Annotated in this window: 12 protein-coding genes; 7 read left to right on the forward strand and 5 right to left on the reverse strand. The window is 75.3% G+C overall.

The window, feature by feature from the left end; genetic code table 11:
• Window positions 1-127: 127 nt before the first annotated feature.
• Complete coding sequence (locus K7854_RS05910; RefSeq protein ID WP_226025283.1) at window positions 128-1,837, forward strand: PucR family transcriptional regulator; 1,710 nt, start codon at window positions 128-130, stop codon at window positions 1,835-1,837.
• A 144-nt stretch (window positions 1,838-1,981) separates the two neighbouring features.
• A complete protein-coding gene (locus K7854_RS05915) occupies window positions 1,982-2,773 on the forward strand; it encodes a hypothetical protein (RefSeq protein WP_226025284.1) in 792 nt (263 codons plus the stop codon).
• Between the two features lie 22 nt (window positions 2,774-2,795).
• Here K7854_RS05915 and K7854_RS05920 read toward each other — a convergent pair whose 3' ends face one another.
• The 4 genes from K7854_RS05920 to K7854_RS05935 form a co-directional block, all read right to left on the reverse strand.
• Window positions 2,796-3,440 carry an Rv1733c family protein gene (locus K7854_RS05920; protein ID WP_226025285.1) on the reverse strand — a complete coding sequence of 215 codons (645 nt, stop codon included), beginning with the start codon at window positions 3,438-3,440 and terminating at the stop codon, window positions 2,796-2,798.
• 139 nt (window positions 3,441-3,579) lie between these two features.
• A complete protein-coding gene (locus K7854_RS05925) occupies window positions 3,580-4,404 on the reverse strand; it encodes a rod shape-determining protein (protein ID WP_226025286.1) in 825 nt (274 codons plus the stop codon).
• The gene (locus K7854_RS05930; RefSeq protein WP_226025287.1) at window positions 4,401-4,781 is read right to left on the reverse strand and encodes a TraR/DksA family transcriptional regulator; all 381 of its coding nucleotides are present in this window, start codon (window positions 4,779-4,781) and stop codon (window positions 4,401-4,403) included. Before K7854_RS05930 ends, K7854_RS05925 begins: the two co-directional genes overlap by 4 nt.
• Window positions 4,782-4,842: 61 nt before the next feature.
• On the reverse strand, window positions 4,843-5,169 hold the full coding sequence (locus K7854_RS05935) for a TraR/DksA C4-type zinc finger protein (protein WP_109029625.1): 327 nt from the start codon (window positions 5,167-5,169) through the stop codon (window positions 4,843-4,845).
• 343 nt (window positions 5,170-5,512) lie between these two features.
• Between K7854_RS05935 and K7854_RS05940 the strand changes: the two genes are divergently transcribed.
• The 4 genes from K7854_RS05940 (at window position 5,513) to secD (ending at window position 10,230) form a co-directional block, all read left to right on the forward strand.
• Window positions 5,513-6,460: a HAMP domain-containing sensor histidine kinase gene (locus K7854_RS05940; protein WP_226025288.1), complete on the forward strand. Its 948-nt coding sequence runs from the start codon at window positions 5,513-5,515 to the stop codon at window positions 6,458-6,460.
• A gap of 8 nt (window positions 6,461-6,468) precedes the next feature.
• Entirely contained in the window at window positions 6,469-7,251 is a 783-nt protein-coding gene (locus K7854_RS05945; RefSeq protein ID WP_226025289.1) for a response regulator, read from the forward strand.
• Window positions 7,252-7,347: 96 nt separating this feature from the next.
• Window positions 7,348-7,734, forward strand: a complete 387-nt coding sequence (locus K7854_RS05950; protein ID WP_226025290.1) for a hypothetical protein — start codon at window positions 7,348-7,350, stop codon at window positions 7,732-7,734.
• An 81-nt stretch (window positions 7,735-7,815) separates the two neighbouring features.
• Window positions 7,816-10,230, forward strand: a complete 2,415-nt coding sequence (gene secD / locus K7854_RS05955; RefSeq protein ID WP_372481002.1) for a protein translocase subunit SecD — start codon at window positions 7,816-7,818, stop codon at window positions 10,228-10,230.
• A gap of 67 nt (window positions 10,231-10,297) precedes the next feature.
• On the opposite strand, the gene K7854_RS05960 is transcribed toward secD, so the two are convergent.
• Window positions 10,298-11,137 carry a GntR family transcriptional regulator gene (locus K7854_RS05960; RefSeq protein ID WP_226025291.1) on the reverse strand — a complete coding sequence of 280 codons (840 nt, stop codon included), beginning with the start codon at window positions 11,135-11,137 and terminating at the stop codon, window positions 10,298-10,300.
• Between the two features lie 169 nt (window positions 11,138-11,306).
• Between K7854_RS05960 and K7854_RS05965 the strand changes: the two genes are divergently transcribed.
• A complete protein-coding gene (locus K7854_RS05965; RefSeq protein ID WP_226025292.1) occupies window positions 11,307-12,152 on the forward strand; it encodes a (2Fe-2S)-binding protein in 846 nt (281 codons plus the stop codon).
• Window positions 12,153-12,198: the final 46 nt, after the last annotated feature.

Consider the following 12,198-nt stretch of genomic DNA (forward strand, 5'->3'; position numbering starts at 1 on the left):
CCAGGGCGGGCATCTTGTAGATTCGTATGAACGGAGGTGCTCGGTAGCCTCCCTGTTCTCCTCTGGAATCGGGCGACACAGCCGCGTGACCTGGAACACTTCGAGACAAAGAACGGCGGCGACGAGAATGCGGCTGCGCGCACTGCTGGACACCGACGCGCTGGGCCTCAAGCTGCTCGGCGGCGAGGGCGAGCTGGACCGCACGGTCCGCGGCGTGATGACCACCGACCTGCGGGACCCCAGCCGCTATCTCTCGGGCGGCGAGCTGGTGCTCACCGGCCTGGCCTGGCGCCGGGACGCCGCCGACTCCGAACCTTTCGTCCGCATCCTGGTGCAGGCCCAGGTGGCCGCGCTGGCCGCCGGTGAGGCGGAGCTGGGGAGCGTGCCGGAGGACCTGGTGGTGGCGTGCGCGCGGCACCGGCTGCCGCTGTTCGCGGTGCACGAGTCGGTGGCCTTCGCGACGATCACCGAGCACGTCGTGCGCCAGGTCTCCGGGGAGCGGGCGGGAGACCTGGCGGCGGTGGTGGACCGGCACCGCCGGATGATGACCTCGGGACCGGCGGGCGGCGGCCCCGACGTGGTCCTCGACCTGCTCGGCTCCGACCTCGACCTGCGGGCCTGGGTGCTCTCCCCCACCGGACGGCAGGTCGCCGGGCCGAAGGACGCGGAGCCCGGGCTGACCGCCGAGGTCCGCGCCAAGCTGGCGGCCGAGCACCTCGCGGCCACCCGCACGGGCCGGCGCGCGCCGCACCGGGTGGCCGTGGGCGCCACGACGTACAGCCTCTTCCCGGTGCGCGGCCGGGGACAGTCGCCGGTGCCGCCCCAGGGGGCGCGGGCCCTCCAGGGCGCGGGCGCCGGCCGGGACGCGCGCGAGACGGTGCTGTCCGACTGGCTGCTGGCGGTGGAGGCGGACGCCGGGGACTGGGCCGAGGAGCGCCTCGACCTGCTGTACGGCGTCACCCAGCTGATCGCGGTCGAGCGGGACCGGCGGGACGCGGCGCGCACGGTGCGGCGCCGGCTGGCGCAGGAGGTCCTGGAACTGGTGCAGACGGGCGCCGCGCCGGCCGAGATCGCGGCCCGGCTCCGGGTGGCGGCGCCGGTGCTGCTGCCGGGCCTCGGCGCGGCCCCGCACTGGCAGGTCGTGGTGGCCCGGGTGGAGTGGGCGGACGGCGACGAGCAGACCGGCCGGGTCGCGCAGACCCTGTTGGAGGAGATGCTGGTCGACCCGCACGCCACCGGTCCCGAGCAGTCGGACCGCATCGCCGTGGCGCACACCGGCGAGGAGGCGGTCGCCCTCGTGCCGCTGCCGGCGGTCTCCAGCGAGCACGACGGTTCCGAGGCCGGGGTCCTCGCGGAAACGCTCCTCGAGTCCGTGCGGGAGCCGCTGTCGGCGGGGCTGGACGGCGACGGGCGGGTCACGCTCGGCGTCAGCGCGGCCGTGCACTCGGCGGAGGGACTGCGCGGGGCGCTGGAGGAGGCCAGGCACGCCCGCCGGGTGGCCGCGGCACGGCCCGGCCGGGTCTGCGCGGCCGGGCACCAGGAGCTGGCCTCGCACGTGCTGCTGCTCCCCTTCGTCCCCGACGACGTCCGCCGCGCCTTCACCGCCCGGCTCCTGGACCCGCTGCGGGACTACGACCGCCGCCACCGCGCCGAGCTGATCCCGACGCTGGAGGCGTTCCTCGACAGCGACGGTTCCTGGACGCGCTGCGCCAACCGGCTGCACCTGCACGTCAACACGCTGCGCTACCGCGTCGGGCGGATCGAGCAGTTGACGGGGCGTGACCTGTCGCGCCTGGAGGACAAGCTCGACTTCTTCCTGGCCCTGCGGATGAGCTGAGGCGCGTGGCGCTTTCAAACCTCCACGGCACGAAGTCCACGACTTTGTGAAAAGTTTCACCCATCCCCTTGGCCGGGCCGCCGGATCCGTGCTGAGATGCGGCCACCACTCGAGAGCTCGATGGCGTGCTAAGGGGAGGGCGACGTGGCGCATTCCGCCATGGCTGGTTCTGGCTGGGGAACGACCGAAGGTGACGATCCGCTCCAGACCGCGGTATGGCGGTTGCGCTCGCGCGGCTGCTGGGCCGACGCGGCCGCCCTGCTGGAGCCGGTCACCGCGGACACCGCCTTGCAGCGGACCGCGCTGCTGGTGGAGCGGTGCCTGTACACGGAGCAGGGCTGGGCCGATGCCGAGGACGCGCTGCGCACCGCGGAGGCGCTGGCGCACAGCGACGACGAGCGCGGGGCCGCCGCCTGCGAACGGGGGCAGCTCGCCTACGCCGCGACGGTGCACGGGGTGCGCGACCGGGCCGACGAGGCGCGGGCCGCGCTGGGCCGGGCGGCGGCGCTGATCGCGCCGGGGGCCGCGGCGCGGGCGCTGCTGGACTTCCGGCGCGGGCTGCTCGCGGAGAACCTGACCCGCTCTCCGCAGGCCGCGCGCGCCGCGTACCGGCGGGCGCACGCCGGTGCGACGGCGCACGGCGAGCCGCTGCTGCTCTCCTTCACCTGGCGGCATCTGGCCGGACTCGCCCTGCGGGAGGGGGAACTGGCCGAGGCGCGGCACGGGTTCGCCGAGTCGCTGCGCATCCGAGAGGAGCTGGGTTACCTCGTCGGTACGGCCCCGGCGCTGGCCTCGCTCGCGGACGCCGAGTCGGAGCCGGAGGCGTCCCGGCTGCGGGAGGAGGCGCGGCGGCTGTTCCGGCTGCTGGGGGGCGTACCGACGTGGCTGGCGCGGCAGTTGACGCCGCCGCCCGCGGCGGGCGCGGCGACCGCCTGAGGCATCCGCGCCCGGGCGGGCGTCACGGGTACCGGCTCCAGCGCGGGGCCGTGTCGGCCCAGGCCGCGTCCCACCCGGCGAGGTTGCGCCGGCGCAGCACGAGACCCGTCGCGGCGTGCGCCGCGAGGCCGGCGAGGACCACGCCCAGGAAGGCGAGGATGGCCCAGCCCATGGTGCGGCTGCGGATCTGCTCCGCGGTCAGCGGCGGTTCGGTGAGCCGGCCCTGCGCGTCGACCCAGACCAGGACGGTGCTGTCGGCCGCCAGTCCCGGCCGGACCTCGGTGGTCCCGGTCCTGCTCACCCCGTCGGGGCCGGTGTAGCGGACCGGGACCGGGTAGCGGGCCTTCTTCGCCTCGTCCGACCCCGGTTCGGGATGGCGCGGGGCGTCGTGGGTCAGCACCGCGGGACGGTGGTCCCGGCTGCGGGCTTCGTGCTCGGCGGTGCTCCGGTAGTGCCGGTAGGCACTGTCGCCGACCCCCCACATCGCCGCCGGCGCGGCCACCAGCACGGCGAGCACCAGCCCGAGCGAGACCCACGCCCCCAGCCGGTCACTCGGCCGCCGCAACGGGTTGCGCCGCCACCGCCACAGCAGGAGATACGGATGCCGTACGGGGGCGGCCCCGGGAACGGCGGACGGCGGCTGGGCCTGCGGACTCTCGCTGGACACGACCTGCCTCCTTCCGGCGGGACGGGCTCTGCGGGGACGGGGCTCTCTGCGGGCGCGGGTGTACGACCGACGCCGGGGGCGGGCGTCGGCCGTACGAGCGGGGTGGGGGCGGGTTCCGGCGTGCCGGGGGCGGGCCGGGTCAGTGCGGGTGGTCGTCCGGTGGGTCCGTGCCCGTGGGGGACGGGTGGGTGTGCGCGGCCTCCAGGAGCTTGGCGGCGCCCCGTACGGCCGCCGTGTGCGGTGCGGGCACCGCGCGCAGCGGCACGTGCAGGCGGTCGGCGAGCCGGCAGGTGACCTCGGGGCGCAGCGCGCCCCCGCCCGCCAGCAGCGGCCCCCGGGTGAGCGCGTCGACCGTGAGGGACGTGCTGTCCTGCCGCAGCATCGAGGTCGTCATGTCGGCCAGCGCCTCGCCGATCCGCGCGGCCGGGGTCGCGTCGTCGAGGTCCGCCGTGCCCAGCGCGGTGCGGCGGGCGTCGAAGACGTCGCCGTCCACCAGGAGCACCACCTCCGTGAGATGGGCACCGCTGTCCATCACCAGCAGCGGCCGGGACAGGTCGGCGCCCGCCGCCAGGGCCACCGCCCGCGCGTGGGGAACGGTCAGCACACTGCGCGGGCGCAGCACCTCCACGGCCGCACGGGCCCGGGTCCGGTAGGCCGGGCCGTCCAGCACCGGCGCGGTGACCACGACCACCGGGCGGGCGAAGCGGGGCAGCCGGTGGCCCAGCAGCCGGTCGAGCATCCGGGCGGTGCCCTGGGTGTCGACGATCGTCCCGCGCTGGATGGGGTACACCGCGCCCGCGCCGGGGAAGGTCACCGTCGGCACGTCGAGGATCATCCCCCGCCCGGCGACCCAGGCGCGGGTACGGGCGCTGCCCATGTCGAGGGCGACGCCGCTGCACTGCCGGCACAGCGGCCAGGGCCGGTGCCGGGACAGGGCGGCGCGGGGCCGTCGCAGCAGGGTCATCGTCCGGCCTCCCGCACCTGCTGGCAGCGGGCGCAGTAGCGGGCCTGCGGCACGATCATCAGTCGGTCGCGGTCGATGGCGCGCCGGCACAGATGGCAACGGCCGTACCGGCCCTCGGCGATGCGGTCGAGCGCCGCTTCCACGTCGGCGAGCACCATGCGCGCCGAGGCCGCCAGCTTGACCCGGACCTCGGTCTGCGCGGCGCACCGCCGCTCGGCCGGCTCGTCGGGGCGGGCCGGGGCCCCCGCGATCTGCCGCAGCTGGTCCTGGCGGAACAGCCGCTGCTCGCGCAGGTTGTCCCGGAGCACGGCGAGGTCCTCGGGCGACAGGGGCGACGGACACGTGTCGCGGTCGCGGACGATCTGGTTGTTCACCACTTCACCCCTTGGGCAGGGCGGGAGGGACGAGTAAGGACGCAGGAGTGACGGAAGAGCGCGGTCAGGCGGCGGCGCGGCGCTGGCAGGCGACGCAGTACCGGGTGTAGGGAAGGATCTCCAGGCGCTCCCCCGGGACGGGCTTGCCGCAGCCCAGGCAGGCGCCGTACGTGCCGTCCTCGACCCGGGCGAAGGCCTCGTCGATCTCCTTGAGCACCCGCTCGATCGCGGCCTTCTGCGCGGACATCAGCTGGTCGTCCGCCTGGCCGCTCTCGGCGAGGGCCTGCAGTTGGGTGACGCGGGTGTTGCGGGCGTGTTCGAGGCGCTGGCGCGCCTCGTGAGCGGTCAGCCGCTCGGGGCGGGGTTCGATGCGGGAGGCGTCGAGCGACACGGTGAGTGGTCCTTTTCTCGGAAGGTTCTGCGGGTATGCCGAGCGCCGGGCCGATCGGGCCCGGTCGTCCTCAAGCCTGGCCGCGCGGCTCCGGGAAACCCATCGGGCGCAGGACCCATTTGCCCGGGGACGCGGAGTCCACTGCGCGGTGCGCCGGGGCGGCCGTATGGGTGTGCCGCGAGCCGGAAATGGGGGTCGGGCCCCATCGACCGGACGGGTCCCGGAGGGGGACGCTGGTCGCTTGCTCGGTCGCTACCTGGGCCGCAGCTCCCACCGAGGGTGCGCGATGACCGACAGTAGAGGCGTACCAAGTCGACACGTCGCCGAAGGAGGCGTACCCCCGGTGTCCCTGTTCTGGCGGATCTTCGGGCTCAACGCGGTGGTGCTGGGCTTCGCCACGGCGCTGCTGCTGTGGGCCCCGGTGACCGTCTCCGTGCCGATCCTGCTGACCGAGGCCGTCGTCCTCGTGGTCGGCATGGGCGTCATGCTGGTGGCCAACGGCGCGCTGCTGCGCTGGGGGCTGGCACCGCTGGAGCGGCTGACCCGGCTGATGACCACCGTCGACCTGCTGCGCCCCGGCCAGCGGCTGCCGGTGTCCGGCGGCGGCGAGGTCCCGGAGCTGATCCGCACGTTCAACGCGATGCTGGACCGCCTGGAGAACGAGCGGGCCACGAGCAGCGCCCGGGTCCTGCTCGCCCAGGAGGCGGAGCGGCGCCGTATCGCCCAGGAGCTGCACGACGAGGTCGGGCAGAGCATGACCGCGATCCTGCTGGTCCTGGGGCGGGCGGCGGACGACGCCGACGAGCCGCTGCGCGACGAGCTGCACCAGGCGCAGGAGATCACCCGGGAGAGCCTGGACGAGGTCCGCCGCCTGGTGCGCCGGCTGCGGCCCGGCGTCCTGGACGACCTCGGCCTGATCAGCGCGCTGTCCTCGCTGACGCACGACTTCGCCACCCACACCGGTCTGCGGGTGGTGCGCCGTTTCGACGCCGACCTGCCGGCCTTGGACCACGAGACCGAACTGGTCCTCTACCGGGTGGCGCAGGAGAGCCTGACCAACGCCGCCCGCCACGCGGACGCCGAGCGCCTGGAGGTGGGCCTGTCCCACGCCGACGGCGCGGTGACGCTCACCGTCGCCGACGACGGCCGCGGCATCGAGGCGGCGCACGAGGGCGCCGGCATCCGCGGCATGCGGGAGCGGGCCCTGCTCGTCGGGGCCGCCCTCGACATCACGTCGGCGCCCGGCGCCGGCACCCGCATCCGGCTCACCGCACCCCTCCCCAGGAAGTAGCCCCGACCATGTCCGACCCGTCGTCCCAGTACGAGCCGCGCGAGCCGTCCCGGTCCTCCGTGCCCGCCGCCTCCTCCGCGTCCTCCGCCCCCTCCGTGTCCGCCGAGCCGTCCGCGTCCTTCGCGTCCGCCGCGCCAGCCGCCTCGAAGATCCGCATCCTGCTGGCCGACGACCACGCGCTGGTGCGCCGCGGGGTGCGCCTCATCCTCGACCGGGAACCGGACCTGGAGGTGGTCGCGGAGGCCGGGGACGGCGCGGAGGCCATCGACATGGCGCGGGCCCACGAGGCCGACCTGGCGGTGCTGGACATCGCGATGCCCCGCCTCACCGGTCTCCAGGCGGCCCGCGAGCTGGCCGCGCTGAAACCGGGGCTGCGCATCCTGATGCTGACGATGCACGACAACGAGCAGTACCTGTTCCAGGCGCTGAAGTCGGGCGCCTGCGGATACGTGCTCAAGTCGGTCGCCGACCGGGACCTGGTGGCCGCCTGCCGGGCCGCGATGCGCGACGAGCCCTTCCTCTATCCGGGCGCGGTGACGGCGCTGATCCGCAACTACCTCGACCGGGTGCGGCACGGCGAGGAGACCTCCGACCACATCCTCACCCCGCGCGAGGAGGAGGTGCTCAAGCTGGTCGCCGAGGGCCACTCCTCGAAGGAGATCGCCGAGATCCTCTTCATCAGCATCAAGACCGTCCAGCGGCACCGGGCGAACCTGCTGCAGAAGCTCGGCCTGCGCGACCGCCTGGAGCTGACCCGGTACGCCATCCGCGCCGGGCTCATCGAGCCCTGACGGCCCCTCGAACCGCCCGTGGCTGCGGCCGCCCACTCCCCGGCCGAAGCCACGGGCTCCCCCGGCCCGCTCACCCACCACGGAAGGGAACGGCGCATGCGCCACCGCCTCGCGACGGTGCTCACGGTGCTGCTGACCGTTCTGCTGCCGCTGGTCCCGGCCTGGCCCGCGGCCGGGGCCCGGGTGGGTCCCGGCGGTCCCCTCGCGGCGGCCGCCGCCACCGCCGTTCCCCACCCGGCGCTCGACCTCCACGCGGACGACGGCTGCACTCCGGTCTGCGCCGCCCAGCCCCGGGCCCGCCACGACCAGCTGGACGAGCGCCCGGCCGCACCCGACCACCACGGCGCCACCCTCGCGCACCCCGCGGGCACCGCACCCGGCGCGCACGCACGGACCTCGGCCGCGGCCGGTCCGGTACCGGTCTCCCCCGGCCGCACGCGGCACGACAGCGGCCGGGCGCCGCCCGTCTCCTCCGGCACCTGAGACGCACGCCCGACCACCCGTCACCTTCTTCCGCCGCGGCCGCGCCGGCCGTCGCCGCGGCATGCCCGCCGGAGGCCCGTGTTGAAACGCTCCCGTCCCCCTGCCCCTACCCGTCCCGCGGCCCGCGCCCGTTCGCGGTCCGGTTCCCGCACGCGTTCCCGCTCCCTGAACGTCCGTGCGCTCGTCGCGCTCGCCGTGCTGGCCGTGTCCGTGGCCATCGCCCTGACCATGCCGGTCCGCCTCGGGCTCGACCTGCGCCGCGGCACCCAGATCGTGCTGGAGACCAAGTCCACCGACACCACCAAGGCCGACCGGGAGGCCACCGACCGCACCGTGGAGGTGCTGCGCGGCCGCATCGACGCCCTCGGGGTCGCCGAGCCGACCATCGTCCGCTCCGGCGAGAACCGCGTCGTCGTCGAGCTGCCCGGCGTACAGGACCCGGAGAAGGCCGCCGACGTGCTGGGCCGCACCGCGCAGCTCAGCGTCCACTCGGTGCTCGGCCCGGCGGAGAACGCCGGTGACGGGGCCGGGGGCAAGGACGAGAAGGCGTCCGGCGCGGACGGCGAGCGGGTCCTGCCGGACGAGTCCGGGCAGTCGCTGCGGCTGAAGGACGCCACGCTGACCGGGCAGGACGTCAAGGGCGCCGACGCCCGCTTCGACCAGCAGGGCGGCGCGGGCTGGCACGTCACCGTGGACTTCAAGGACGAGGGCAGCGACCGCTGGGCCCGGGTGACCGGCGAGGCGGCCTGCCACCCGGCGGGCGATCCCCAGCGCCGGGTCGCCATCGTGCTCGACAACAAGGTCATCTCCTCGCCGCAGGTCGACCCCTCGGTGTCCTGCGGGGCGGGCATCACCGGTGGCTCCACGCAGATCACCGGTTCCTTCGACGACGCCGAGGCCCGCGAACTGGCCCTGCTCATCAAGGGCGGCGCCCTGCCGGTGCCGGTCGAGACGATCGAGCAGCGCACCATCGGCGCCACCCTGGGCGACGAGGCCATCTCGGCCGGTGCCTGGGCCGCCGTCATCGGCACCGCGCTGACCGCGCTGTTCATCATCGTCGTCTACCGGCTGATGGGCGCCCTGGCGACCGTCGCCCTGCTCTGCTACGGCCTGATCTCCTACGCCGCCCTGGCCGCGGTCGGCGCGACCCTGACGCTGCCGGGCCTCGCCGGTTTCGTCCTGGCCATCGGCATGGCGGTGGACGCCAACGTCCTCGTCTTCGAACGGGCCCGCGAGGAACAGGCGGCCCGTACCCGGCCGAGCACGCGGTCGGCGCTGACCGCCGGTTTCCGCAGCGCGTTCAGCGCGATCGCCGACTCCAACATCACCACGCTGATCGCGGCCGCCCTGCTGTTCTTCCTGGCCTCGGGCCCGGTGAAGGGCTTCGGCGTCACCCTCGGCATCGGTGTGCTGGCGTCGATGGTCAGCGCCCTGGTGATCACGCGGGTGCTCGCCGAGTTCGCCGCGAGCCGCCCGGCGGTCTTCCGCCGCCCGCGCATCACCGGCATCTCCTCCACCGGCCCGGTCCGTGACGCCCTGCTGCGCCGCAACCCGTTCCTGATGCGCCGGCCGCGCCGCTGGCTGGCGGCCTCGCTGGTCGTGCTGGTGGTGGCGGGCTCCGGGATCCTGGTGCGCGGTCTGAACTTCGGCATCGAGTTCACCGGCGGCCGGCTGATCGAGTACTCCACCGCCACGCAGGTCGATCCCGACCGGGCCCGGGACGCCCTCGCCGACGCGGGCTTCCCGCGTGCCGTGGTCCAGTCCTCGGGCGACGGCGACCTCACGGTGCGCACGGAGGAGCTGACCGACGCGGAGGCGGCGACCGTCACGGAGGCGGTCGCCGAGCTGGGCGGCGAGACGGAGAAGGTCCGCGACGAGCTGATCGGCCCGAGCCTCGGCGAGGAGCTGCGCCGGGACGCCCTGATCGCCCTGGGCCTGGCCCTGGCCGCCCAGCTGGCGTACCTGGCGGTCCGGTTCCGCCCGCTGTTCGGCACCGCCGCGGTCGGTGCGCTCGCCCACGACGTGGTCATCCTGGTGGGGGTGTTCGCCTGGCTGGGCAAGCCGATCGACGGGGTGTTCCTGGCGGCGCTGCTGACCGTGATCGGCTACTCGGTCAACGACTCGGTGGTCCTCTTCGACCGCGTGCGGGAACTGCTGGGCAAGGAGCGCAAGACGCCGTTCGACCGGCTCACCAACGACGCGATCCTGCAGACCCTGCCGCGCACGGTCAACACGGGCATGGGCGCGGTGCTCATCCTCGCCTCGCTGGCGGTCCTGGCCGACGACTCCCTGACCGACTTCGCGCTGGCGCTGCTGATCGGCGTCGGCGTCGGCACGTACTCCTCGGTCTTCACCGCCTCCCCGCTGGCCATCGAGCTGCACCACCGCGGCACCGGGCCCCGCCCCGCACGCCGCGGGGACGGCGGGAGGCGCGGCCCGGCGGAGCCCGGCAAGCAGCCGCCCGCGCCCCGCACGGAACGGCAGGAGGTCCCGTAGCGCCCGAACGCCCGAAACCCCGTGCCGCGGGCGCCCCAACCGGACGGGGTGCCCGCGGCCAGGACCTTCAGTGACCGGCCGTGAAGTGGTCGTCGATCAGGGTCCGGACCGCGTCCGCGTCGCCGGCGATCAGCGCGTCCAGGAGGGCCGTGTGCTCGTGGGCGTCGGCGACCAGGTCGGCGCGCCCGCGCACCGAGGGCGAGCCGGCCGGCGGCCACTGGGCGCGGCGGTGCACGTCACCGGCGATCCGGACGAGCTGTTCGTTGCCGGCCAGCGCGAGCACCGCGCGGTGGAAGGCGCGGTCGGCCTCGGCGTAGGTGGCCGGGCAGCCGGAGGACGCGGCCCGGACGGTGGCCTCGGCGAGGGGGCGCAGCTCCGCCCAGCGCTCCGCGGGCACCGTGCGGCTCAGCCGGATCCACACCGGGGCCTCGATCAGGGCCCGGACCTCGGCCAGCTCGGCCAGCTCGCGGTCGCCGCGCTCGACGACGCGGAAGCCCCGGTTGGGAACGACCTCGACGGCGCCCTCCAGGGCGAGCTGCTGCATCGCCTCCCGTACCGGAGTGGCCGAGACGCCGAACCGCTCGCCGAGCACCGGCGCCGAGTAGACCCCGCCGGGCCGCAGCTCACCGCTGGCCAGCGCGGAACGCAGGGCGTCGAGGATCTGCCCGCGCACGGAGGAACGCCGGACGAGGGTCCGCGGGCGGGGCACCGGCGGTTCGCCGTGGGTGTGCTCGCCGCGCGCCGCGCCGTCCGGCTCCCCGCCGCCGGGCGCCCGGTCCCGCGCCCGGTCCGCCGCTCCCGGCTGCACCGGGATCCGCACCGGGCCGGCGGTACGGACCCGCCCGGCACCGGCATGCGCACCCGCACCCGCACCCGTTCCTGCGGCGCCCTGCGCGCTGTGCTTCACGGGTCCTCCTGCGGGACGTGTCGGTACTTGGGGTCATTACGGCGGGTTGTCACCTGTCCGTCAAGCACCATAAGCGCAGGGGCCGTCAGTTCAAATCCCAAGGATCCCGGGTAAGGTAAGGCTTACCTTTAAGCAGCCCGTTGTCCCGACGCGGATCGGTGGTCCCGCCATGCCTGTCGCCCCTACGGCCCTCACGGACGCCTACACGCGCCTGTCCGAGGTCCTCCCCGGGCTGGGCGTCACCGAGCTGACCGGGGCCGACGAGGTGCCGAGCGGCGACGGCTGGGTCACGGCCGCCGCGCTCGCCGCGGGCGGGACCGAGCTGGCGGCGTTCCTCGCCTGGGACGAGGCCCAGGTGCTGCGGGACTACGGACAGCGGGCCCGGCCGGACGTGATCGCGAGCTTCGGCCTGCACCGGTACGCCTGGCCCGCCTGCCTGCTGATCACCGTGCCGTGGTTCCTGCACCGCCGGGTGCCCCGCCACCCCGCGGCCCACGTGGCCTACGACCGCACGGCCGCCGGGCTCCCGCTGGGCCGGATGGCCGTGCGTGCCGCCTCGTTCGCCTGCCTCCCCGGCGACCCCGCCGCCGGTCTGCCCGGCGCCCGGGTGGTCGCCGACGAGGAGGCGCTGCGCGCCGAGGTGCGGGCCGCGGTCGCCGAGCACCTGGAGCCGGTGCTGGCCGGATTCGGCCCCCGGATGCGGCGCCGCGGACGCGCCCTGTGGGGCATGGCGACCGACGAGGTCGTCGAGGGCCTGTGGTACGTCGCCCATCTGCTCGACGAGCAGGAGCGGGCGCGGCACGAGCTGGAGCTGCTGCTGCCGGGCGCGACCAAGCCGTACGTCGGCGACGCCGCGTTCCGCGAGCTGAAGGGGCCGGACGGCCGACCGCTGCACACCCGGGACCGGGCGAGCTGCTGCATGTTCTACACCCTGCGCCCCGAGGACACCTGTGCCACCTGCCCGCGGACCTGCGACGCGGACCGCGTCGGCAAGCTGCTCGCCGCGGCGGGCTGACTGACCGTCGGCTAAGATCACCGGCGTCGTTCCACAACTCCCGCAC

Origin of the sequence: Streptomyces hyderabadensis, from assembly GCF_020404845.1 — a bacterium.
Lineage (GTDB): Bacteria > Actinomycetota > Actinomycetes > Streptomycetales > Streptomycetaceae > Streptomyces > Streptomyces hyderabadensis.